At 41.8% G+C, this 25,417-nt stretch carries 12 protein-coding genes; 3 read left to right on the plus strand and 9 right to left on the minus strand.

Annotated features, from left to right (window positions below):
• Nucleotides 1-48: 48 nt before the first annotated feature.
• The 9 genes from PL9214_RS25225 to PL9214_RS25265 all read right to left on the minus strand — a co-directional run bounded on the left by PL9214_RS25225 (nucleotide 49) and on the right by PL9214_RS25265 (nucleotide 21,964).
• On the minus strand, nucleotides 49-849 hold the full coding sequence (locus PL9214_RS25225; protein ID WP_072722002.1) for an SDR family NAD(P)-dependent oxidoreductase: 801 nt from the start codon (nucleotides 847-849) through the stop codon (nucleotides 49-51).
• A 13-nt stretch (nucleotides 850-862) separates the two neighbouring features.
• Nucleotides 863-1,522: a cupin domain-containing protein gene (locus PL9214_RS25230; RefSeq protein ID WP_072722004.1), complete on the minus strand. Its 660-nt coding sequence runs from the start codon at nucleotides 1,520-1,522 to the stop codon at nucleotides 863-865.
• Nucleotides 1,515-2,120: a type 2 periplasmic-binding domain-containing protein gene (locus PL9214_RS25235; RefSeq protein ID WP_072722005.1), complete on the minus strand. Its 606-nt coding sequence runs from the start codon at nucleotides 2,118-2,120 to the stop codon at nucleotides 1,515-1,517. The genes PL9214_RS25230 and PL9214_RS25235 overlap by 8 nt, the downstream gene beginning before the upstream one ends.
• A gap of 108 nt (nucleotides 2,121-2,228) precedes the next feature.
• Nucleotides 2,229-8,354: a non-ribosomal peptide synthetase gene (locus PL9214_RS25240; RefSeq protein WP_072722007.1), complete on the minus strand. Its 6,126-nt coding sequence runs from the start codon at nucleotides 8,352-8,354 to the stop codon at nucleotides 2,229-2,231.
• Nucleotides 8,351-18,220, minus strand: a complete 9,870-nt coding sequence (locus tag PL9214_RS25245; RefSeq protein WP_072722009.1) for a hybrid non-ribosomal peptide synthetase/type I polyketide synthase — start codon at nucleotides 18,218-18,220, stop codon at nucleotides 8,351-8,353. The genes PL9214_RS25240 and PL9214_RS25245 overlap by 4 nt, the downstream gene beginning before the upstream one ends.
• A 64-nt stretch (nucleotides 18,221-18,284) precedes the next feature.
• Complete coding sequence (locus PL9214_RS25250; protein WP_072722010.1) at nucleotides 18,285-19,211, minus strand: phytanoyl-CoA dioxygenase family protein; 927 nt, start codon at nucleotides 19,209-19,211, stop codon at nucleotides 18,285-18,287.
• Nucleotides 19,212-19,244: 33 nt separating this feature from the next.
• Nucleotides 19,245-20,135, minus strand: a complete 891-nt coding sequence (locus tag PL9214_RS25255; protein ID WP_222425281.1) for a dihydrodipicolinate synthase family protein — start codon at nucleotides 20,133-20,135, stop codon at nucleotides 19,245-19,247.
• 88 nt (nucleotides 20,136-20,223) lie between these two features.
• Nucleotides 20,224-21,432 (minus strand): pyridoxal phosphate-dependent aminotransferase, encoded by a 1,209-nt coding sequence (locus PL9214_RS25260; RefSeq protein ID WP_072722337.1) that lies wholly within the window; start codon nucleotides 21,430-21,432, stop codon nucleotides 20,224-20,226.
• Between the two features lie 76 nt (nucleotides 21,433-21,508).
• Nucleotides 21,509-21,964: a dTDP-4-dehydrorhamnose 3,5-epimerase gene (locus PL9214_RS25265; protein ID WP_072722014.1), complete on the minus strand. Its 456-nt coding sequence runs from the start codon at nucleotides 21,962-21,964 to the stop codon at nucleotides 21,509-21,511.
• Nucleotides 21,965-22,141: 177 nt separating this feature from the next.
• Between PL9214_RS25265 and PL9214_RS25270 the strand changes: the two genes are divergently transcribed.
• The 3 genes from PL9214_RS25270 (at nucleotide 22,142) to PL9214_RS25280 (ending at nucleotide 24,890) form a co-directional block, all read left to right on the plus strand.
• Nucleotides 22,142-22,606 (plus strand): GtrA family protein, encoded by a 465-nt coding sequence (locus tag PL9214_RS25270; RefSeq protein ID WP_083580180.1) that lies wholly within the window; start codon nucleotides 22,142-22,144, stop codon nucleotides 22,604-22,606.
• Between the two features lie 39 nt (nucleotides 22,607-22,645).
• Entirely contained in the window at nucleotides 22,646-24,025 is a 1,380-nt protein-coding gene (gene gntT, locus PL9214_RS25275) for a guanitoxin biosynthesis MATE family efflux transporter GntT (protein ID WP_072722016.1), read from the plus strand.
• Between the two features lie 103 nt (nucleotides 24,026-24,128).
• Nucleotides 24,129-24,890: a class II aldolase/adducin family protein gene (locus PL9214_RS25280; protein WP_072722017.1), complete on the plus strand. Its 762-nt coding sequence runs from the start codon at nucleotides 24,129-24,131 to the stop codon at nucleotides 24,888-24,890.
• The last annotated feature ends 527 nt before the right edge of the window (nucleotides 24,891-25,417 follow it).

The raw sequence follows: 25,417 nt of genomic DNA on the forward strand, positions 1-25,417 counted from the left end.
GATTTCTCCAAACTACATGAATTGGTCAGCCAATAAACAGCATTTATATTAAAAAGCGCTAGAAGACAATCCGCCATCTACAGGAATAGTTACCCCTGTAATATAACTGGCACAGTCTGAAACCAGAAAAATTACCAAATTGGCTAATTCACTAGAGAAACCCAGGCGACCTATTGGAATAGAATTGACAATGGATTCTTTGACGGAATCAATTGTTTTATTTTGTTCTTGAGCAGCAATTTCCAAATATTGTTGATGCCTTGGTGTATCAATAATTCCTGGGTTTACAGAAGTAATTAAGACATTATACTTAGCAGTTTGTGTAGCCACAGCTTTTGTAAAATTCATTAACGCTGCATTAGCTACCCCTGATTTCACTAAACGACTGGAAGGTTCTTTTCCAGATGTCCCAACAATGTTGATAATCCGGCCCCATCTGTGTTTTTTCATCCCAGGTAGAACTAGATTAGTCATGCGAATATAGCCCATTAACTTGCCTTCAAAAACCATTTTCCAATCTGCATCTGATAAGTTTTCTACTGCTTCACCAGAAAATGTTGCCCCTTCTGAATTATTAATTAAAATATTGATATTTCCAAACTTGTTAAGAGATTCATTGACTAATTCTTCTGAATCAGCAGCATTATGTACATCAGCGCAAAAACTCATTAACTCTACATCAGGAAATTCTGCAAGCAGGTTTTTTTTCGCTTGCTCCAGTCTATCTATATTTCGACCACAAATAATTAATTTACAACCTTCTGCTGCTAGTCCTTGGGCGATGGCAAAACCAATCCCCGCACTGGCTCCTGTTATTAAAGCAATCTTTCCTTTTAAGCCTAAATCCATGAAAAAACCTCCTTTATAAAGCCGATTCAGAAACTGGTGGCATTAAAATTTTGATTAAAGTTACTTCTTCGTTTGAGGGATTATACCCTTCATAAACAACGTTAGGAGGAGCATAGTAAATTTCCCCATATTTTAACTGCCGTTGTTCTTTTTCCACGCTCATCATTAGATGACCATTGTAAATTATTCCCATTTGCTCGCAGGTGGATTGCTGGGTTGGTATTTTTCCTTGTGGGGGAATTTGGCTGATGATAATTTCAAACCAAGAAGCAAGGGCAGATTTGCAAGGAAAATTTGTAGCTTCATCTTTTGTAGGGGTTACTTTAAAGAAAGCTTTGTTAGCCGTTAATGAGGGTAAAGAATTTGTGATTCGTTTCACATCAAAAGCTAGTGCTGTTTCTGCAAAAAGATTAACAGAACCATGAGGAATATGGGAATCAGCAGCATAGACGTGCTGGAGTGGTTCGAGAATTTCTTTGGTACCGTTAATATTCATTTCTAAACGCCCAGCGATTACCATGCCCATTTGGCTTTCTGGATGATGATGGAGTTCAAAAGTAGATCCAGGATCAAGAGATGCTAATTGAAGGATTATATCTCCACACTTAAATGCCAATAATTCTACTTTTGAATTGATTTTTATGTTTTCACAAACCGGAAAAAATTTAGACATATTGTCCTCTTTGTTTTTTGTAAAAAATAGACCAACTCATGGGAATTTCTCCAAAAGTAGAAATGAATTCTAAATCATATTCTTTAACCGCATTTTCATTCGTGATAGCTAAATCAGCTAAACCTTGATTGACTTGCATAGCAGCGGCACTCGTGGAACTTGCCAGAGTCATTTGGATGTCTTTTATATTGGTATCTGGCAAGAGCTTTGGGAGTAACGGTATAGGAGCAGGATGGGTGACGATACTACAATTTTTTAAATCCAACTCTGTGTTTTTTTTCTTAGCTAATCCATAAATAGGTGTGGGATAAATGAATATGAAACCCAGGTTAAAATTTGGCTCCATGTAAAATTCGTTGACTTTATCGTAAGCATGAGGAACCAGAGCTAAATCCACCTGTTCTTGCAGCAAAGCTTCCTTAACAAGAATAAAGTTATCAAATAACTGACTGGATAGATTGATTGCCTGTGCTTGCAATTGGTTGATCAGATAATTCAAAGCATTTTCGCTACTTGTTCCACTCGGCCCTAGCGTACCGATAGTTAAAGTATTTGAAATAGGAATAGGATAGGTAAACTCAATAGAAAATTTGAGCATTGCTTGAACTCCTACTAAACTTTGTTTGTTTCTCCGTCATGTTCATATTTTTTGATGGAACTTTTATTTTACAATAAAATACTTTTTGTTAACGATTTTATTTTGGGGCTATTCTGGATCAATTACCTCCTTTAATATATTAATGTATTTCTTGATCAACAAGCGATTTTGATCGGGAGTAAAATACATTTGATCAGATTCCAAACGGACAGTTAAGGTTTCTTCCAATGGGTCTATTGACACAACATAATTTAATGGAAAATGGAATTTGTCATGATACCTTCTTTCTGTTATTTTCCAGCTAGAAGAATCCCCACTAATTTTAGCATTATGAAAATGCAAGAAATTAAAAGTAGCAAAAAATAACTCTGTCTTTTGTTGCTCCAGTAAAATTTGTTGAAGGGGATAGTTAACATAAGGTTCAATATCAATTAAGCCGTTTTGGACATTTTGAATTTGTAAGTATTTATTGTCTATAGTTGATTGACAAAACGGAACCATATTCCAAAACAAACCTACAGCTTTAAACGGGTCAGATAATCTTTCTGTTCTACCATTGGTGACAATACCTACAGAGACCGTATTTTCTTTGTTTTCAGCAACAATTAGGTCAAGGTAAGCACTCAGGAAAATTGCTTTTTGTGAAACTTTTAATTCTCGACATAATTTTTTTACGCCTAGAATAATTTCTGAATTTAATGTGCACTCTTCAGCAACAACGTCTACTGTATGAACATAAGCTGTACAGGGCTGCAATGGTTGATAAGTATAATTTCTCAAGTAAAACTTCCAGAAATCTGATGCGTCTTTTGAGGCAATAATTTCTTGTTCTAAAGCGACAAACTCCTTGTAGACATTTGCAGAAGCTGACACCTGTATTTCTTTACCTTTTTTGATTTGAGAATATAGTTCGGACAATTCGTTGCGAAATTCGATACTACTCCAGCCATCTATAATTGCATGATGGAATGACATGAGAAACTCAATTTTATGCTTCGCTTTTCTAAAAATCCAAAATCTAAAAAGGGGTTCGTTTGGATTTTCCACCTTAAATAAATTGTATCTATCTTGCTGCAAAACAACATCAATATAATTTTCTTGCTCATTTGACTTGATGTTGCTAAGGTCTTCCTCAACGATGGAAAAATTCACATTTTTCTTGACCACCTGAAATGCAGGTGAGCCGTTTTTTAGGATAAATACTGTTCGGAAAGCCGGATGTTTTTGCACTAGAATTTCTAGTGATTTCTTCAAAGCTTCTACGTCCAGATTGTCATCATAGATGTCGAATGACTGCTGGCAATGGTAAACTCCCATTTTTTGCAAATCATTTGAATAATGATGCAAAATAAACTCCTGCATCTTAGCAAGAGGATAGGCCTCTTCAGTATTATTAGGGAGTAACTCAGAGATATCCTCTGGAAGTTTTAATAAATGTAGAGGGATTTGACTAACAGTCGTCCTAGAAACATCTAAGGACGAATATTTTTCTATCTCCTGTGACTGGCAGTGTCCAATCAGCATTTTTAGCGATTCTGTGTACTGATTGGCAAGATATTCGATAGTGTCCCGTCGATGGCAATTTTGGCTATAAATCCAAGTCATTTGCAACTGACCGTCAGCAACTAATCCGACGATATCTAAGAGATAGGTGCGATTTGCTAAGGAACTAAAATTGGCTCCCATATTTTCAGGAGCAAACCCCAAAATGATTGACTCGGAAAACAGTTGCTCAAATTGTCCCAGGTAGTTGAAGGATACTTCAGGGACGGGGAGGTTTTGCAGTTGTTTGCTGATATCAGCTTGGCTAAAATATCGAAGAATTCCATAACCAATACCCCGATTTGGAATCAGTCGGAGTTGCTCCTTGATGGACTGGAGGGTTGCTTGTAGGTTATTAGTATTTTTAAGTTCCAGCAACACAGGAAATACGCTAGTAAACCAGCCAACAGTGCGTGATAAATCCACACCCTCAAACAGTTCCTCTCTTCCATGACCCTCTAAACTAATTAACAGAAAACGAGAATCTGTCCACTGAGTCAAGGTCTGCGTTAATGCGGTCAGCAATACGTCGTTAATCATCGTATTGTAGACCACTGGGATGGTTTCTAATAGCGTGCGTGTCTCTTCTTTGCTCAAATAAGTTATAACCTGATCAATGCTGCCTTCAGTGTTAGCTTCTCTTCCTGGAATGTCTAAGGGCAGTGAAGCAAGATCAGCAGGGTACGGAGCTAACCAGTAGTGCAATTCAGGGGTTAAGGCTGGGGAACGTCCATAGTTTTCTTGGCGAATCGCCCACTCTTTAAATGAGGTGGTTTTGGGAGGCAATTGTACGTTTTGATTGTTTACCAATTGTTGATATGCTGTCGATAAATCTGATAACAAAATGCGCCATGAAACGCCATCCACGACTAAATGATGGATTATGATAAACAAGCGATCGCATGAAGTGCCACCTAACTTAAACAGAACCAGACTGATCACTTGTCCGACCGACAAATCAAGGCTCGTCTGTAGTTTAGCTGCCCTTGTCTCTATAGCTTCTTGTTGCTTGGCTATCGGAACTTTTGACAAATCAACTATCTCAAAAGGGATGCTTTTGTAAGAGTCCCCATTAATTTGCTGCCATCCCAATTCACTGTGTACAAAGCGCATCCGCAGAGCATCATGATGTAATAATAATTTCTCAATTGCCTGCTTTAATAAATCTGGGTTCAGGTTGGCAGGAACGAGGAACAACATGGATTGGTTAAAGTGATGGGGTTCGAGCCAATTCTGTTCAAAAAACCAGTGCTGAATTGGTGTTAGTGGCACTTCTCCAGTCACTAAACCCTGTTCGGCAGAGATAGAAGTTGTTGTATTGGCTACTATCGCTAACTCAGCAATAGTTTGATGCTGAAAAAGTTGTTTTGGAGTTAACTGCAAACCAGCTTGGTTGGCAGCGGCGATAATTTGAATACTGATGATTGAATCCCCACCCAGTTCAAAGAAATTATCGTAAATCCCAACTTGCTTTCGCCTTAAGACATCACTCCAAATATTAGCTAATACCTGTTCAGTTTCTGTTCGTGGGGGAACAAAATTGCCGATAGAATTAATTTCTTCCCAGTTGGGTTTAGGAAGGACGTGACGGTTTACCTTCCCATTAGGAGTCAGGGGCAATTCATCCAGCATAACAAAGGTTGCTGGGATCATGTAATCGGGTAGTTTTTGTTTGAGAAAGCTGCGTAATTGATTTTGAATTTTTGATTGTTCGTGGGCAACTATGTAGGCGATTAAGTGCTTATAACTTGGCTGATCTTCTCGAACGATAACGACTGCTTCTTTGACTTCCGGGTGTGTAGTGAGTACCGCTTCAATTTCCCCAAGTTCAATCCGAAAACCGCGAATCTTTACCTGATAATCTATTCTACCGAGAAACTCAATATTGCCATTCGGCAAATAACGGGCTAAGTCGCCAGTTTTGTATAGGCGTTCCGATGCTTGATGTTCTTCCTTAAACGGGTTGTGAATAAATTTCTCGGCTGTGAGTGTTGGGTTGTTCAGATATCCTCTCGCTACACCTTCTCCGCCAATGTACAATTCGCCCGGAACCCCGATGGGGACGGGTTGGAGAATTCGATCTAGAATGTATACTTGGACGTTAGCAATGGGTCGCCCAATTGGTACTTCTCGTTGCCAATTGTTTGGTTCTAACTGGGACAAGTTGCAAAATGTGGCTACGACAGTCGCTTCTGTAGGGCCGTAGCCATGAATTAATACGGGAGGGTGTAATGTATTAGCTACATACTTTTGCCATAGTTTGAATTTTTGTGGCAAAAGTCGTTCTCCCCCGATATTGATGACCCGTATTGTTTCAGGAAGGCTTTGATTTGTTCTGACTAATTCAGAAATTAACTGCTGCCAGTATGCTGTTGGTAAAAATAAAACAGTCAGTTTGTACTCCCGGCACTTCTGCACAAACGTAGAGACAGAATTTAACATCTCTTCAGTGCGTAAAACCAAAGTTGCACCCGTAGTTAAACCGGAAAAAATTTCTTCATTTGCAGCATCAAAATTGATAGAGGCGAACTGCAAGATTGTATCGGATTTACTAATTTCATGTTCACAAATTGCCGCCTGGGTAAAATTGACTAAAGACTGATGTTCAATCATCACACCTTTAGGCTTGCCAGTAGACCCCGAAGTATAAATAACATAAGCCAAGTTGTTTGGTTTTAACCGAGTAACTGGAATTTCGTGAGGGTAAGTGTTAAAAATCTCACTGTCACTATCTAAACAAACGATTTTTGCTTTATTCTCAGGCAACGAGTCTACTAAGTTGTTTTGGGTGAGCAGCACAGATATCTGAGAATCACTTAACATATAGGCTAAACGATCTGAGGGATAATTGGGATCGAGTGGCACATAAGCTCCACCGGCTTTAAGTATCGCCAGCAATCCGATCACCATACCTAGTGAACGCTCTACACAAATCCCTGTACATACCTCTGGTTGAACGCCCAGTTTTTGCAGGTAGTGTGCTAACTGATTGGCTTTAGTGTTCAACTCCTGGTAGGTTAATTGGGTGTCTTGACACACTACCGCTACCGCATTGGGTGTCCGTTCTACCTGCTCCTCAAACAACTGATGGATAAACGTTTGGCGGGGATACTCTGTTTGGGTAGAATTCCATTCAACTAGCAATTGCTGCCGTTCGGCGGTGGTCAACAGGGGTAAAGAAGATAGTTTTTGCTCAGGATTGGTAACAATTGCTGTTAATAGAGTTTGAAAATGCCCTACCATCCGAGTAATAGTAGTGGCATCAAATAGATCGGTTTTGTATTCCCATTGCCCAATTAGTCCAGCATCGGTATTTTCTAAAGTTAAACTTAAATCAAATTTGGCGGTCGCGGTTTCTATGGCTAATGAACTGACCGTTAAGCCTGCCATCTGGATTTGTGGCATGGGTGCATAAAGCACAAACCCGACTTGGAATAGGGGTGTATAGCTGAGGTTACGGGCTGGCTGCAACTCCTCCACTAACTTCTCAAAGGGTAAATCTTGATGAGCATAAGCTCCTAAAGCGACATCTCGGACTCGATACAGCAAATCCGCAAAACTCAAGTCCCCTGACAATTCAGTGCGTAGCACCAGCATATTAATGAAAAATCCAATCAACTTCTCAATTTCTGGGCGATTGCGGTTAGTAATCGGCGTGCCTATGCAGATATCGGTTTGCCCTGTATAACGGTAAAGCAAGGTTTGAAACGCTGCTAACAGCGTCATAAACAGGGTGACTCCTTGCCGTTGACTAAAACTGATTAGCGCCTCTGTTAACTGCTTTGAAAGTGTAAATTTTTGATGGGCTCCCTGGAAGGTTTGACTGACGCCTCGTGGCCTGTCGGTTGGTAGTTCTAATAATGCGGGTGCTCCCTGTAATTGTTGCTTCCAATAATCTAATTGGGAGGAAAGCACTTTACCTGAACACCACTGGCGCTGCCAAACAGCAAAGTCTGCGTACTGAATCGGGAGTTCGGGTAGTTGTAATGATAAATGATTGCACAAGGCTGTGTAGCAAGTCGCTAACTCGCCGACTAATACATCTGCTGACTGAGCATCCCAGATAATATGGTGGATGTTGAGTAGCAAGATATGTTCTGTATCTGTTAGCTTAACCAAGGTGACTTGGATTAAAGGGTCGTTTGCCAGGTCAAAGGGTTGCTGAACCACTGACGTTATGAGTTGCTGGCAAGATATTGCTTTTTCACTTTCAGGTCGAGTAGTGATATCTACTATCGGTACTTTAACGGTTCGGCTGTTATTCATGACCTGGACTGGCTGACCGTCAACCGTGACAAAATTAGTCCGTAAGACTTCGTGACGTTGGATGATTTGATTTAGGCTTTGCTCTAGGGCGACGATGTTAAGGAAACCTATAAGCCGCAGAGCTACGGGCTCGTTGTAGGAGGGGTTATTCGGCTCTAACTGGCTCAAAAACCACAATCGCTCCTGGGCAAAGGAGACGGGCAAGTTCTGTTCGCGGGAAACGTTGACTAGGGGGATTTCAGTATTATTAGCTCTGATGTCGCTTTGAGACAACAACAAAATAAGTTCTGCCTTATGTACTGTTAATAAGTCACGCAACTGAGGTGTCAGTACCCCTTTGGGGGCACGAATGCGTAATTGGTCTGCCTCAACCCACAACTTGACATTTTGTTCAGCAAGTTCAGCGAGAAAATGATTAAGATTCATAGGGTGATTTCCTCCATATCGTCACTGAGTTCAGTAGCAGGGGGGGCTGATAGGATAACATCGGCCAATGTGAGTTGCTCAAGTATGAGTTCTACTAGGGAGGAAATACTCAAACCTTGCATAATTTTTATTAAAGGCAAGTTCAACCCCGTGGCGTTGTTCAGCCGATTTCGCAAATCAATCGCCATTAAAGAGTCAAGCCCGAAATGAGTCAGGGACTTTTGCCTATCCAACCTGGTGCGGTCAACCCCTAATACGCTGGCTACTTGTTCTGTAATCCGAGACTCTAACAACATAGCTCGCTCGGCTGGTGTCCCAGACAACAGGGCACTGTTCAACGAATCTACATTGCTTTGTGGTGTCTGTGTCCTTTCCTTTGAACCTAAATCCTGATTTTCTTGCACCATCTTGGCGAAGAAAGGCTGCGACGCTCTTTGCTGTTGCCAGAATTTCGCCCAGTTAATCGGCATAACTCCCACTTGGACAGGTGGATCTAGCAACAACTGCTCTAATATTTGTAATCCCTGTTTTGGATCAATGCTTTCCTCTCCTTGGCGGCTTAACTGCTCAACTAGCCCCAGTCGAGCAACTGCACCGACTTCAGCCCAAACCCCCCAATTGATACTTAAACCCGGTAGTCCCTGCATTCGACGATAAGATGCCAGAGCATCGAGAAAAGCATTTGCGGCTGCGTGATTGGCTTGTCCTGTATTACCCAGCACCGAGGTCGCGGAGGAGAACAGCACAAAGAAGTCTAAAGGTTGATTCTGGGTTAAGTGATGTAGATTCCAGGCTCCTTGCACTTTGGGTGCTAACACCCGATTAAAGCGCTGCCAATTCTGTTGTAGGAGGACACCATCGTCCAGAACACCCGCAGCATGGATAATTCCGCGCAACGGTGGCAAGGATTGTTCAACCTCAGCCAACATCTGCATCACTTGTTGTGTATCAGATACATCTGTTTTAAATACTATCACATTAGCACCCGCTTTCTCAATCTCCAGTAACTGATGAGTGATATCTGGCTTAACTTCACTGCGTCCTAGCAATACTAAGTGTTTTGCTCCCCGTTCTACCAGAAACTGGGCGACCAGTAACCCCAGCCCTCCCAAACCGCCAGTGATGAGGTAGGTACTATCTGGAGGCAAATTCAGAGGCTTTTGGGGTTTCATCTCTGGGAAACGCACCAATCTAGGCACATAACGAAGGCGATCGCGAAAAGCAACTTGGTCTTCTGTGTCCTTTGCCAGCAGGGAAGACAGAATTTCATCATATAAAGTTTGTCCCCACTCCCTTGTTGCCTGCGGATCTAAATCCACCCGTACACAGTTAAGTTCGGGGTACTCTAGGGCGATCACTTTCCCCATGCCCCACAACGTAGACTGAGCGACTTGTGTAACAGATGCGTTGACGGCTTGTGCGCCTTGCGTCACCAACCATAAACGGGGAGTCTCCCTATAGTGATTCAGCAGGGCTTGGATTAAGTACAAGGTACTACCACAGTTTTTGAGGTAGGTTTTCTCTAAGGAGATTTCACTGAGGTTTTTCGGTGTATCTAAACTCCATAAATTGACAACGATCGCGACAGGGGAAATAGCCTGCAATAGTTGCTGAAAATGGCTAGGATTGCCTGGATCTATACTAAATTCCCTGGAGTTTATTTGCTGATATTCTTGGCTACAGAAGACTAAAGTACAAACCTCTCCTTGGTGGCAGCACAATTCACTTAACTGCTGACCCGTTCCTTGATTATCAGCTAGAATTAGCCAGTTTCGAGGCTGCGGCACGAAGGTGTTGCCTGTAGCTTTTGCGAGAATTACTGTTTCCTGGGGTAGTGAGATTTCTTGAGCGTTTGTCGGCCAAGTGGTCGAAATCGTTTGGACTTGTTCAAATCCAGTTTCTAGTAACAATTCTTGCCACTGTGCAGGGTTGAGCAATAGATAGGAGGGTCGCAAATCGACATCACTAAACTTCCACCATCCCTCTGTTAACCCAAATGTCAGATCCATCCAGCGCTGGGGGGCCGTATCTTCCATCAGGATCAGCATTCCTCCCGGAGCTAACAACTGCCGTGTATTTTTCAGGGTTTGCCGAAGATCGGTTGTCGCGTGTAAGACGTTCACTGCCACAATCACATCAAACTGTGATGGTTCAAATCCTTGTTGGCGTGGATCTTGTTCAATATCCAAAACTTGATAACCAACAAATGGGTAATCCTTAAACCTTTCCTGGGCTTTAGTGACGAAAAAGGCACCAATGTCAGTAAAGACGTATTCTGTGTGGTGGGGATCAAGATGCGGTAAAAGGTATGACGTTGTACTGCCAGTACCTGCCCCAATTTCGAGAATTCGACACCCTCGCCCTTTTGGCAAACACTCTCTCACTGCTAACACCGCTTGTTGCACCAGTGTATTCGTCACCTGCATAATTGGAGAATACTGGTACAGTTGAGTTAAAGCGGTCGTGTCACCATTAGGAAATAGTAGCTGTAATGGATCGCACTTTCCTTGTAGCACTTGGGCTAGATTGGAACCACAGCGATCGAGCAGAGTAATTTCCGCTTCCGCTTCTGAACAGGATAAGGCACTCCTCTGTTGCTGTGGGTCTGGAATTTCACCGAAGCAGACGACTTCCCATTGCTGGCCAACACATTGAATTATTCCAACTTCTGCCAAAATTTCCAGTAACCGATTTAGTAGTCTTCGATGCTCAGGGATGACTTGCAAGTGTTCTGCTAATTGCTCGGTGGAGAAAGAAGCTCCCAATTGGAACTCCCACCCCATTTCCTGTAAAGCTGCCCTGATATATGTCACACTGAGGGCTTCGATGTGAGTAAAAGCTTGCCCATAAATTTTCAAGCTTGTTGTATCTAACAACTGAGCAAGTTGGAACTGAAGTCGCGAACTCACGGCGGCGGTCGTTGGTAGATAATTGGGTAAAAGACCAAAACGCCCTTGAGCTTGCCAGTTAACCTCATACAGCCAATCTTGCCAAGACTTGTCCGCAGCACCAATCATTGCTTCACTGATCGTGCGTTTGAGTCGGACTCCTGCTACGGTGGCAATTATCTGCCCACTGAGGTTAAATAGGTAGAAATTTCCACTAATCGCTAGTTGTTTATCTTCTTGCTCGTTTAACTGAGCATAACACCATAATTCATCACCAGGACGAGCATAAACTCGCAACCGTTCTACACCGACTGGCACATAGGTATTCTGATGGTTATCTTCTATTAATGTGGCATCTAAAATTTGTAAACAAGTATCTAACAAGATTGGGTGTATGTGGTATTCACTCTTCTGTGTTCTGACTTGTTCTGGTAAGCAGATCTTCCCTAGCGCTGCTGTTTCATTTCGCCATACTTGCGCCATCGCCCGGAAGCTGAGTCCGTAGTCAATGTTTTGCTCGCGGTGGCGCTGGTATAACAGTTCCGGGGAAATCTCTTGCTGGCATTGATGTTTTAATGTTGCCAAATCTATGGTTTGATCTGGGGTTTCATCAAGCAATTGATTGGCTTGAACAAGCAGCGTACCCGATGTATGGAGTATCCACGAAGACTGCTGTTGATCTCCTTCTGTTACCGTTTCCAGACTAAAAATCTCAAATGTATGTCTCAAATTTTCTACAGGCGTTAACACCAACTGGACAAGCTTGTAAGAGCCGTCTTCGGGTAAAGTTAGTGCCTTGCGAATTAAAACATTTTCTACGGTGAGGTCGAGGGTTTTGGCAACTGCTACCCCAGCGGCTAAAGCCATCTCGATATAGGCGGTTCCCGGCACAATTGTCGTCTCAAATACCCGATGATCTTGCAGCCATGATGGGGAGTTTTTGCTGATTTGAACTTGGAAGCGAATTTGCTGCGTTCCCGGTAAAGAGATTTGTTGCCCGAGCAGGGGATGAACGGTCGGGTTTGGGGCAAAAAGAACCTGCCCTTGAGTATTGTCCTTGGGTTGGCTTTCTACCCAATAGCGCTGTCGCTGGAAAGGATAAGTCGGTAAAGCTTGGCGACGGCGCTGATAATCTCGGTCAAAACCGACCCAATCGATCGGCAATCCCGACCTATAGAGTTGCCCTAAGCTGGTTAAAAGTGAGTGCCAATCTTCTTGATCAGGACGTAAACTGGGTAGCCATAACCCTGTAGAGACGCGCCATGGCGCGTCTGTACTTAGACACTGACGACCCATTCCTAATAATATCGGCTTCGACCCGATTTCGATGAACACCTCTATGTCTTGCTGTGCAAGGTTTTCCATACTCGCCGCAAATTTAACGGGCATGAGGATATGACGACACCAATATTCAGGAGTGGCTATTTCAGAACTCAAAAGTGTCCCGGTAACATTACTATTCAGTTTGATCTGCGGTGCAGAAAATTTGACTTGTCGTGCCACTTGCTCAAATTCTGCCAACATCGGCTGCATCAAGGGCGAGTGGAAGGCATGGGAGACATTTAATTTCTGGGTTTTGATTCCAGATGCTTCTAGGTTGTTGACAATGGCTCTAATGGCTTCTCGCTTTCCAGAAATGACGACGCTAGAAGGAGCATTAATAGCCGCAATGGAGACTTCTGCCTTATAAGGTGCGATCGCAGCTAATGCTTGTTGTTCACTGGCCAAAAGTGCTACCATCTCACCGTCTTGGGGTAAGGCTTGCATCAGGCGTCCCCTCGCGGCAATCAGTTTTAGCCCGTCTTCTAAGCTGAATACCCCAGCCACAGCGGCTGCCACATATTCGCCGACACTGTGGCCCATGACAACATCAGGTTCAATTCCCCAGGATTTCCACAACTGAGCTAAGGCATACTCTAGTGCGAATAGGGCGGGTTGAGTGTAGATTGTCTCGTTTAACTGAGAATAAGTAGACTCGCTATCGGGATATAAAATCGACTGCAAGGGGACTTTCAGATCAGGACGGAGAATCTCGTCACACTGATCTAGGATTTTTCGGAAGGTGGGTTGGGTTTCGTACAGTTGACGCCCCATCCCTACATACTGGGAACCTTGTCCTGTGAATAGAAAGGCAATTCGTTTCTTAGAATCGGCTTTGGGAACGGGTATGTCCGGTTTTTCCGGGCTATTTACCCAACGAAGTAATTGTTCGGTAAGCTGCTGTTTGGAACCAGCAACCAGGCAAGTGCGATGATTAAAGTGTTCTCGTCCTGTATTGGCTGTGAAACAAATATCTGTTAGGTCTGCATTCGGTTCGGACTCCAGATAAGTCAGATAACGCCGCACTAAATCGGCAAGTGCCTGATCTGTTTTTGCCGACAACGTTAAAAGATGCAGCGTCCTGTCAGTTTTGATTGTGTTGGCTGTGTTGTCGGGTGCTTCTTCTAGCACTACATGACAATTGGTACCACCTATACCAAAAGAACTAACACCAGCACGGCGAGGCGTATCCTTGGCTTGCCAGTCTGAGAGTGTCGTATTAACGTAGAAGGGACTATTGGCAAAATCAATATTGGGATTCGGCTTTGTAAAGTGAAGGCTGGGGGGGATGGATTGATGTTGAAGGGCCAGAACGGTTTTAATCAGACCTGTGATTCCCGCCGCCTCATCTAAATGTCCAACATTAGTTTTAACAGAGCCAATTGCACAAAAGCCGTTTTTTCTCATCTTTGTATTTTCTCGGAAAGCTTGAGTCAGGGCTGCAACTTCAATTGGGTCTCCCAAAGGCGTTGCAGTTCCGTGGGTTTCCACATAACTCACCGTGCTAGAGTCAACTTCAGCCACAGCCAATGCTTCAGCAATAACCCTTGCTTGTCCTTCTACACTAGGAGCGGTATAACCGACTTTCAACGCACCATCGTTATTAATAGCTGAACCTTTAATCACCGCATAGATGTTGTCGCCATCGGCGATCGCATCATCTAACCGCTTCAAAATCACAATTCCACAACCATTACCAAACACCGTTCCTTGAGCTTGGGCATCAAACGCTCGACAATGCCCGTCAGGGGACAAAATCATGCCATTGTGGTAAAGGTAGCCTACCTTTTGAGGAACGCTAATCGAAATCCCTCCGGCTAGAGCCATGTCGCATTCTCCACGCTGCAAACTTTCACAAGCCAAATGAACGGCAACTAATGAAGTAGAACAGGTGGTTTGAACATTAACACTCGGCCCAGTCAAGTTGAATTTGTAGGAGACGCGCATGGGTAAATGATCGCCCCCATTACCCTGTTCCACTTGAAATTCATTTGCTCCTCTAAACAAGCGATGGCTGAGGAAGGGGCGATGGGGAGAGAACCCAAGGTGGGGACAAATATTGTTAATCAAATAAGTGCTGATACTCGCACCCCCATAAACCCCTACTGCTCCTTGATAAGTTTTAGGGTTGTAACCCGCATTTTCAAAAGCATTCCAAGCGCATTCTAAGAAAATCCTTTGTTGCGGGTCTGTGATTTCGGCTTCTTTAGGAGAATAGTTGAAAAATTCGGCATCAAACAAATCAATATTGGGCAAAATAGAATTTGCTTTAATGTAATTCGGTTGTTGAAGCAAGCTAGAATCTTCTAGTTCAATTTCTTCATCCGAAAAGAAATCAATTGATTCTATTCCATCGCGCAAATTTTGCCAGAATGCTTCAATATTCTCGGCTCCCGGAAACCGACCAGACATCCCAATAATCGCAATATCTGTGTGTTGGTCAGCAGGTTTTTTGGCTGGCTTTTTGCTGTTTATAGTTGATTGTTCTGCTGGAGTTTGACTTAAGTATTGGGCTAAAGTATATATAGTGGGATATTGAAACAAGGTGATAGTTGATAACCCTGCACCAAAGCTGTCAATTAATTTTTTATGGACTTGAATTAAAAGTAAGGAATTACCACCCAAGTCGAAGAAGTTATCATGAATTCCCATCTCCTCTAATTGCAATACTTCTTGCCAAACCTGAGCAATGAGTTTCTCGGTTTCAGATTGGGGGATGACTAACGTTTCCTGTACCTCTGGCCGAGATTGATTAGGTTTAGGAAGGACACGGCGGTCTACTTTACCACTGGGTGTCAGAGGCATTTTTTCCAGCACCACTATTGCGGCTGGCATCATGTAATCGGGTAAGTGTTCTTTGAGATAATGGCGTAAGGTTAACTCCAGAGGAATGTTTACCCCGTCCTTGTGTACAACATAAGCAATTAATCTTTTGTCGCCGGGACTATCTTCCCGGGCGATAACTGCGTTTTCTCGAACATCTGGATGTTTTGCTAATAATCCCTCAATTTCGCCCAACTCAATGCGGAAACCCCGAATTTTTACTTGCCGATCTGCACGGCCAAGATGTTCGATATTCCCATCACTTAAGTAACGAGCTAAATCCCCGGTTTTGTATAAAATACCAGCACCAAAAGGGTTAGGAATAAATCTTTCTTGAGTTAATTCTGGTTTGTTGAAATACCCTCTGGCAATTCCTTCACCGCCTACATATAGTGAGCCTGGAACTCCTAGAGGCACAGGTTGATAAAATTCATCGAGAATATAAATCTGAATATTATTAATTGGACGACCGATGGGAGGAAGTGTGACCCAACTTACTGCATTTCCTGTCAAGGTGAAAGTTGCAATTTCTGGAACCTCGGTTGCACCATAATGATTGTGCAGAGTGCAACCCGTTTGCTGGAAAAATTTGCTAATTTTCGGTGTGATTTGCAACTGTTCACCAGCAGTGATTATCTCGCGTATAGTAATAGGAATAGTCTGCTCATCAATCACTTCTATCAACTGCTGTAGAGCAACAAAGGGAAGATACAGTTTTTCGATTCCGGTTTGATTAATTGTCCTTAACAAGTCTACAGGACTATGGCGGACTTCCTCAGAAATTAACACCAATGTTCCACCCGAACACCAAGTGGAAAAGATTTCATGGCAGGAGAGATCAAAGCTGATGGAAGCAAATTGTAGGGTCTTAACTCCCACTGTTCGATTTTGGAGATGCCAGCTAATCATATTAACCAGCGCCTTGTGTTCCATCATCACACCTTTAGCTTTACCTGTGGAACCGGAGGTGTAAATGACGTAGGCTAAATGATGGGGACTAACCGAGCTATCTAAATTTTCTTGAGGTTGGTGAGAAATGATCTGCCAATCTTGATCCAGACAAACTAGGTGGTGGTTTGTCGCTAACTCTGCGATGGCTGATGATGCACTTAATAATGTTTCGCTAGTCAGTAGCAGTTGTACATTAGCATCTGACGCCATGTATTCCAAACGTTCTTTGGGATAGGCTGGATCTAATGGCACATAAGCACCGCCAGACTTTAGCACCGCTAAGATGGCTATTACCATCAAGAGTGAACGCTCTATACAAATACCAACTAAGCTTTCTGTTTGTACTCCCAACTTCTGGAGGTAATGCGCTAATTGATTAGCCCGTTGATTGAGTTCCTGATAAGTTAACTGCTGGTTTTCGTAAACGACCGCAACAGATTCAGGAGTTTTTTGAACTTGAAGTTCAACTAAATGATGGAGGCAAACTTGCGGATATTCTATTTTTGTATTGTTATAATCTACCAGCAATTGATTGCGTTCTACTTCAGTTAAAACTGATAGTTCGCCAATAGGTTGTTGGGGATTAACAACAATATTTTCTAGTAAATTATGAAAATGTTTAATTATACGATTTATTGTAGCTGATTCAAATAAATCACTATTATATTCCCACCTCCACACTAATCCTTGGTCTGTATCTTTAACAGAAACAAACCAATCATAGGGTACTGTTGTTGATTCCACATCCACAGGCGTGAGGGTGAGAGACGGAAATTCCAGGGTTGGCATGAGGTCATCCCGCAAACTAAATAACACCTGGAATAAGGGAGAGAAACTCAGATCTCGCTCTGGTTTTAGCTCCTCCACTAATTTTTGGAAAGGATAATCCTGGTGCTTGTGGGCATCGCCGACAACGCTAGAGACGCGAGACAATAGGTGGAGAAAGGTGGGATTACCCGCCATATCAGTCCGTAGCACCACTGGGTTTCCAAAGTAACCTATTATGCGGCTTGTATCATTCAAATTACAATTTTTTACGGAGAAACCGACTATGATATCCTCCTGGTTAGTGTAACGGTAGAGTAATATTTTGAAGACCGATAGTAGGAGCGTAAATAGGGTAACATCTTGCTGCTGACTCAGAAGCTTAAGTTGCTGACTGAGTTGTATGTTCAACTTTAGTTCACAACAAGCTGCTGCATAAGTTTGAATAGATGACCTTGAGTGATCGATGGGTAGTTGTAATACGGGTAAGTTATTCCCAAGTTGCTGCTTCCAATAGCTGAGTTGAGTTTCGAGAATCTCCCCTTGTCGTTGTTGCTGCTGCCCAAGAGCAAATTCTTTATACTGAATGGGTAGTTCTGAAAGTGGGGACTGTTCACCTGTAGCAAACGCTTCATACAGCGTCGCCATCTCTCGGAAAAATATACCCATAGACCCATCACCATCACAGATGATGTTGTGCATACTCAACACCATTAGGTGTCTGGTTGCTTCCATCCGCAACCACAGAACTCGCCAGGGTGGCGCCTGATTGAGGTTGAAGGGTTGCTGTACAAATTGGGTAGCTAGTCGTTGAGCTTCTTGGTTTTGTTCAGGAGCACCTAGTTTTTGTAAGTCTACTGGGCGTAACTCTACGTTAAATGGCGAATTAATTATCTGTCTGGGTTGTTGATCAATGACATCAAAGGTAGTGCGTAAAATTTCATGCCGCCTAATAATTTCATTGAGACTTTGCTTTAGTATGTCTGCATTAATCAAACCTGTAATTTGAATCGCTCCCCGGATGTTATAGGCTGGATTACCAGGTTTTAGTTGATCTAGAACCCACATCCGCTCTTGTTCAAAAGATAAAGGAAAATATGCTTTTTTAGTTGAATCCATATTCTGTTTCCACTGTTTGAAACTTTTGTTTGATTAATACTGACTCGTCAACTATAAGCAAGACTTACACAAGTTTCTTTTCAGTAGGGTAGCGTCTGAATATACCAGCACCAACACCATTTTCTGTTTCCACTGCGTGAAACTCGTGTTTAGTAAATATTGAGTCGTAACCACCATCGGTGAGTATGGAGTCAGGCAACTTGTGCAATGGACGGTAGCGATGGTGTTCCTGACCCTCTGTCAAAAACGGTGAGTTTGACACTGCGTTATAGGTACAATGAATCAGGGTGCGAGGTAGATCGGAATAGTTTGAACCTGAACCGTGTAGCGTGTTGGCGTGAAAAAACAAAGCATCTCCAGGTTCGAGTTCACAATGGACAATTTCGAGTCTTTCTAATATCTTTTCGAGTCGCTCTGGCTCAGTACCATAATCATTACCAAGACTTACTTGGTCGAGACGACCCAGTAAGTGGGATTTCTTGACGATCTGGAGACAGCCATTTTCCTTGGTATTTTTGTCAATGGCAATTGTACAGGTTAGCAACTGTGGAAACAGACAGCCATCGTAGTACCAAAACCAATAATCTTGGTGAAAATTAACTACGCTGTCCGTGTGTGGTTGCTTTCTAAGCAGTTTAGAATGCCAATGGTAGCATTCCATACCCAATAGGGCCTCTGCTGCATCGACAATTCGGGCAATTCTGGGAATAACTCCCAACATGGCATTGCCTAAATCAGTCCAGGTCGCTACTTTAAAAGTCCTGCCCAAGTGGTCGGTGACAGATGTTTGTGTCCCTTTGATTTCAGGATCTTCTTCACAAGCTAACTGTAAGGGTTCAAGTTCTTCTGGGTCAAAAAAACCCCGAACGATGACAAATCCTTCGGCGTGATATTCCGCAATTTGTTCTGGAGACAGGGGATGGGTTGTACTTATTTCCTCTCTATTACGGTTTTCTCGGTTAGTTTCGTGACTATTAATTTGATTAACCATAATTATCCTCAATACAATCATTAATCGGCTAGGTTATTGCTCTGTTTTTAAAATTTCTGGACGCTGTGACAAAGCTGTTTTAATAATGTCAAGGGCTGTCTGAAGTTCCGTTCCTTCAAGTTCTAAGCGTGGTGGACGTACAACGGTATTTCCCCTGCCAACAGTTTCCTGCATTAGCTTTGTCATCTGCACAAATTTAGGTACGGCGTTGAGTCGCATTAAGGGCATCATCCATTTGTAAAGCTTAAACGCTTTGTCGTTATTTCCTTGGATGGCATAATTAAACAGAAGCACACTTTCTCTTGGTAAAGCATTGGCGGTTCCTGCCACCCAAGAGGTTGCTCCTGCTGCTACACCTTCGACTAAAACATCATCCATCCCCACTGCGATAGACAGCCGATCTCCCAGTAAGGCACGAATCGCTGTGATGCGACGCACATCGGTGGTGGCTTCTTTCACAACACAAAGATTACAATGTTCCTCTGCCAGTTCGGCAATTTGCTCTGGTAAAAAATCAGTCCCGTAGGCGGAGGGGTCATTGTATAACATACAAGGAAGTTCTGTTGTGGCAATCACAGTAGCAACATGGGCTTTCATCTCATACCAGTCTGTGCTGTATTGATAGGGCGGTAACACCATTAAGCCACTACAACCTATTGATGCTGCTTTTTCTGCCAAAGCGACTGCTTGCTTCGTTGTCATTGCACCAATACCGGAAATAACAGGTACGCGATCGCCAATTGCAGATATACAGGTTTGCAGCACCTGAATTTTTTCATCAAAGCTTAACGAGGTTGCTTCTCCCAGAGTCCCATTAGCAACAATACCTGCACAACTATTATCAACTAGCCAATTTACATGGTTGGTTATCTGTTCTGTATCCAGAGTTAAGTCTTGTTTAAAGCCAGTTGTGATTGCTGGCATTACGCCCTTCCATTGCATCGCTTTACCTGCTATTTCATTTCAAATCATGGATTTGCTAATTCTGAGAATTTCGCCACTTTCCTGATATTTAACTTTTACTTAATGAAAACTCTGGTTCGATTGCTAATGGTGGTGGAGATAAGGTTGTATCTAGCTGGCTAAGGATCTGCCGGATTAGTGACATTCCCTCAACAAAATTATCCGTATCTCTGGCTAGAGCTATTCTGATATATCTTTCTCCTTGTTCGGGATTACACCAGAAGAAGTAAGTGCCTGGTAAAACATAAACGCCTCCTTCGTAGAGGATTTTTTGGAGTTCCGTAGCTGTGAGATTGGGGTTCATAATTTCACACCAAGCTACACTAACTTTGCCTTTTGGGTTTTGCACTTTTAAAATGCTATCTCGGAATATTTCTTCTAAAATCTTTCTATTTGTATTTAAAAGTTTTCTCGTGGAAGCAAATTGACACCTTTGAGAATCTTGGAGATATTCTATGAGGAAATTCAGCACAAAAGGCGATACATTCAGGATATAAGCGGTATAGATACTATACATTTCTTCATAGAGATCATCGCTTACTTTCAGCATGGCTATTTTCGCATCCTGAATGGGCCAGGTTTTACCCGTATCTTCAATAGCCATATATTTAATGCCTGATTCTTTTAATACCTTATAGGTATCATAGAGTTCAATTTCCTCATCGTTCATTAAAAAATTGGCAAAGCAATGATCTATAATCAGGATCTTGTCATAATCTTTACAAAACTTCACCACATTTTCAAAAGCTTTTTGATTTTTTTTGCCCAACAGCGTGAATCCTGTAGGATTATTGGGATCTACGATAAATATTGCATCAGTTTTTACATTATTTTTAAGATTTTCATAAATTTTATCTTCTTCATATAGTAATTCCTCTGGTAAAGGGGAAAGAGGTATTTCCATGTGCATTAATATCTCATACAGATTATCAAAACAAGGTTCAATCAAACTAACAGTTAATCGCTTCTTCAAAAGAAAGTTTGCTATATGAATCGTCACAATTGAGGCAGCATAGTGCAGCATGACATTATTCGGTATTAATGCTGTTTCAATCCCTCTCACTTTATAAAAGCTTTCGATAAATTTGTTATTGAGAACTTCTTGTTTTATTTGTTCGGATTCTAGCCATAATTCCGGCAATCTTTTTACAATATCTAATTGAGAAGCTGATTGGGATTGATGAGTATGAGCATCAGCAAAATTGTATCTATACTTAAGTGCTTGAACTTCGTGTTGTGTTAAATCTTCCAACTTCATGAAATTTATTCTCCTCTTAGTCTGTAAAAAAACTTGACTTCGCTGGTAAATATTATTCCCGCAATCAGCCGTCTCACTAAGCTTCAATTTTTTGAAGTTTATTATAGTGAAATTCATTCAATAGTTGTTCGACTTGAGCCATATCAAAAGGAAAAAGTTTTTGAATGGGTTGGTAATCTTTCACATGAGGGGTGCTATGACGAATGATGGCATTTAGATACAAGCAAGGTTGAGAAATCGGATTCATGACTGCATGAGGAATTCCAGGAGGAATTGTCACTAATAATGGTACATTTTCAGTCAGCAAAACATAATGATTATGCCGATTTTGTATGAATACCAAAACCATGCTTCCCCGTAAGGCTAATAATTGATCTGTCTGGAAACGATGGCAAAATAAGCCATCATCTATACTATGTCCAGGAAGCTCATATAATACTGTCTCATTACTCGATAGTGGACTATAACGATAGAGACCTTCATCTTTGAACTTTTCCAGTTGAATATATTCAACTTTCTTAATTAGCCCCATGTAAACCTGGTTAGATTACCAACATAAAATTTCTGTCTTAAGCTATAGCATCACTAAGTTCTTTGTCAAGATCTAATTCAGAAATATTTCCTAATTGAAATAATTGTTTATAATTAGCAATAATTGTTTATAATTAGCAATAATTGTTTGTAAGCCTGATAATATTGATTGATCGATATGAATTGCTCTCTTTATACTGGTTATCTGATAATCCGACAGAAGTTGGGTTCTTTATTGTTACCTTGGGGTAGGTTAATTCGCTTTAGTGTGGTGGGTTTAAGTGGGGTAGTTGCAGATTTGGGAGTATTCTATCTCTTGCACGAATCATTGAGTTTGGCATTAACTGCTAGTGCAATGCTTTCGACCGAGGTAGCGATTATTAATAATTTCCTCTGGAATGATATCTGGACGTTTGGTGATCTATCTTCACAGCAAAAATTAATTAGTCAACGTTTCCAACGTTTTTTCAAGTTTAACCTAATTTGTTTTTTCGGCTTAATTTTCAATAGTTTAATTGTAAATTTTCTGTTTTATAGATTTGGGGTGAATGAGTACATCGCTAAATTAGTGGCGATTACCTGTGTTACCTTTTGGAATTTCTGGCTCAACCTGAAGATCAATTGGCAAATTGATGAGGTTTAAATTATACTTTACAAATGACATTTAAAGATAGACTGGAGTATGAATTTAAAGCTCCCAATTGAGTATGACTTTGTTTCTCGCTTTTTCCGGCTAGCGATCGCCAATGTCTTATCTTGTATCATGATGCCACTAGCCAATTTAATTAGCACTATCTTTTTAGGTCATCTTGAAGAAATTGACCATTTAGCTGGAGTTGCCCTGGCTGGAAATCTGTTTAGTTTTATTTATTTTATCTTACTCTTTTTACGCATGGGTACTACTGGGGTAACAGCCCAAGCCGTAGGACGAGATGAGAGAGAGGCTGTGTTGCTGGTGGGACTCCGTAATGGTTTGATTGCTCTAGCACTCGGCATCACACTCCTACTCTTGCAGTATCCTTTGGGACAACTGGCGTTTGCCCTACTAAATGTTACACCAGAAATCAAAGCGTCAGCCCTAGCTTATTTCAACGCTAATATTTGGGCAGCACCTGCTAATTTGCTCAATTTTGTCCTCATGGGTTGGTTTCTGGGACAGGAAAAAAACGGCTTAGTTATCTTGTTGTCAGTAGTGGGCAATATAGCCAAAGTCGCATTCGACTATTTGTTAATTGTCCATTGGGGCTGGGAAAGTATGGGAGCCGGAATATCCTCGGCGACCAGTCAATACCTATCTCTGCTAGTGGGATTGATTTTTGTCTGCAAAGACATCCAGTGGCAAGAAGTACAAGCCATTACCGGAAAAATTTGGAATATCTCAGCTATAAAATCTACCTTGACTCTCAATGGAAATATCCTGATCAGCAATTTCTTTTTTATCTTTTCTGCCTTAGTATTTAACTATGAAGGGGCACAGATGGGGACAATGATCTATGCTGAAAATACTTTACTCTTACAGATAATAAATTTGAACGTCTATTTAGTTTCAGGACTGGGATTCGGCACGGAAACTCTCGTCGGAAATTTTAAAGGAAAAGGAGCTTCACAACAGTTATTACCTCTTGTCTCTGTTTCTTTGAGCAGTGCTTTGCTGGTGGCACTCTCTTTGGGCGGAGTGTGTTGGCTATACCCTGATACTGTTTTTGGGTTGTTGACCAACCACAGGGAACTGATTGAAAATATTAATATTTATATTCCGTGGTTGCTAGGGTTACTGTTATGTGATTCAATCAATTTTATGCTAGATGCGTACTTCTTGGGTTTAGCAGAAGGGCGTACCCTCCGTAACGTTAGCTTGGCTGCTATTATGGGGTTTTTACCTCTGGCTTTTGTCGCTATTAAGTTTGAAAGTAACCAGATCTTGTGGTTGGCTTCATGTATTTTCCTTGTGATTAGAATAGTAATGCTTGGGGTAAAGTTGCCTCAGACATTTGTGAGTGATATTGAGGAGGGTGGGGTTTCCATTCCAGCGATAGAAACATCTCACAACCTGACTTTCTAATACAAGCAAGTGAAAGTTAATAGCAGCAGATTTATGAACAAGGGTAGAGGGCTATAAAATGCTAGATTTAGCCTAAAATATTTATCTATCTATATTTATATCTATGTCTATACTCGACCTTCCCCAACCCTCTAAATTTGAGCGCATAGAAGATGAGCGGCTTCATCGCAAACAGCGTTTAGCTGCTGTGTTTCGTTTATTTGCTCGCTATGGATTTGAAGAAGGTGCTTCTGGTCATATCACCGTTCGCGATCCGGAATTTCCTGACTGTTTCTGGGTAAATCCCTTCGGGATTTACTTTGGTCATATGCGAGTTTCTGACCTGGTTTTGGCTAACCACAAAGGTGAGATTGTCCAGGGTAATCAGCCGGTAAATGTCTCCGCTTTCGCCATCCACTCTCAAATACACCTTACCCGACCTGATGTAGAAGCTGCTGTTCATGCCCATTCAACATATGGTAAAGCTTGGTCAGTTCTTGGGCGTCTTCTTGACCCCATCACCCAAGAGGCTTGTATTTTTTATGAAGATCATGCCCTATTCGACGACTATACTGGCGTAATCGCAGATATGCAGGAGGGTAAACGAATTAGCACTGTCCTTGGAGATAGAAAGGCTGTAATCTTGCGTAATCATGGCTTAGTCACAGTTGGTCACTCCATTGATGAAGCTGCATGGTGGTTTATCATCATGGATCGCTGCTGTCAAGTGCAACTGATGGCTGAGGCGGCGGGGAAAGCTACATTTATTGACAAAGATATTGCGAGTCTGACTTATAGTCAGATTGGTACGCATTATGAGGGTTGGTTCAACTTTCAGCCGCTGTATGACATGATTGTGCGACAAGAACCAGATTTACTCGACTAATGAGACTTAAACAAAAATTAAGGCCAAATGGAGAGCGAAAAATTTTGGGGTAGATCATGGGGTAGCATGACTAGATGCTTGATTATTCTTTCGGTGTCATCTACCAATGGATGTAGAGTTACAAATTCTTAAGTATTTAGCCCGATACGCACAACCATAATCAATTTCCATCTTATTTTCCGAATAGAAATCCCAAATAGGTTGTGATAATTTACAACTGATATGAAGCAGTCAGAAGTATTATCCCAGTTAAGCTGTTCCCAGTTAAGCTGTTCCCTTTTGAGCAGAAATTTTGGATACAAATCAAATAGGATTGCTATATCATAATTGATGGGGATAATGTTTATTTTCAAGACCCGATTTATCCCCGGTATATCGATCTCAGAAAACAAAAATAAACAGCAATGTTTTAAGCTTAATTACGGTTTGATTGTAAACCGCACTACAAAAAAAGTTAATAATATAATAGACAAATTGTGATATATTAATTATTTAACTTTTAACTGATACAGGCAAGTTCTATGAGT

This window comes from Planktothrix tepida PCC 9214 (genome assembly GCF_900009145.1).
Lineage (GTDB): Bacteria > Cyanobacteriota > Cyanobacteriia > Cyanobacteriales > Microcoleaceae > Planktothrix > Planktothrix tepida.

Coding starts and splice junctions, on each gene's coding strand:
- PL9214_RS25225 (WP_072722002.1), bottom strand. CDS start 849: ATGGATTTAGGCTTAAAAGGAAAGATTGCTTTAATAACAGGAGCCAGT.
- PL9214_RS25230 (WP_072722004.1), bottom strand. CDS start 1,522: ATGTCTAAATTTTTTCCGGTTTGTGAAAACATAAAAATCAATTCAAAA.
- PL9214_RS25235 (WP_072722005.1), bottom strand. CDS start 2,120: ATGCTCAAATTTTCTATTGAGTTTACCTATCCTATTCCTATTTCAAAT.
- PL9214_RS25240 (WP_072722007.1), bottom strand. CDS start 8,354: ATGAATCTTAATCATTTTCTCGCTGAACTTGCTGAACAAAATGTCAAG.
- PL9214_RS25245 (WP_072722009.1), bottom strand. CDS start 18,220: ATGGATTCAACTAAAAAAGCATATTTTCCTTTATCTTTTGAACAAGAG.
- PL9214_RS25250 (WP_072722010.1), bottom strand. CDS start 19,211: ATGGTTAATCAAATTAATAGTCACGAAACTAACCGAGAAAACCGTAAT.
- PL9214_RS25255 (WP_222425281.1), bottom strand. CDS start 20,135: ATGCCAGCAATCACAACTGGCTTTAAACAAGACTTAACTCTGGATACA.
- PL9214_RS25260 (WP_072722337.1), bottom strand. CDS start 21,432: ATGAAGTTGGAAGATTTAACACAACACGAAGTTCAAGCACTTAAGTAT.
- PL9214_RS25265 (WP_072722014.1), bottom strand. CDS start 21,964: ATGGGGCTAATTAAGAAAGTTGAATATATTCAACTGGAAAAGTTCAAA.
- PL9214_RS25270 (WP_083580180.1), top strand. CDS start 22,142: ATGAATTGCTCTCTTTATACTGGTTATCTGATAATCCGACAGAAGTTG.
- gntT (WP_072722016.1), top strand. CDS start 22,646: ATGAATTTAAAGCTCCCAATTGAGTATGACTTTGTTTCTCGCTTTTTC.
- PL9214_RS25280 (WP_072722017.1), top strand. CDS start 24,129: ATGTCTATACTCGACCTTCCCCAACCCTCTAAATTTGAGCGCATAGAA.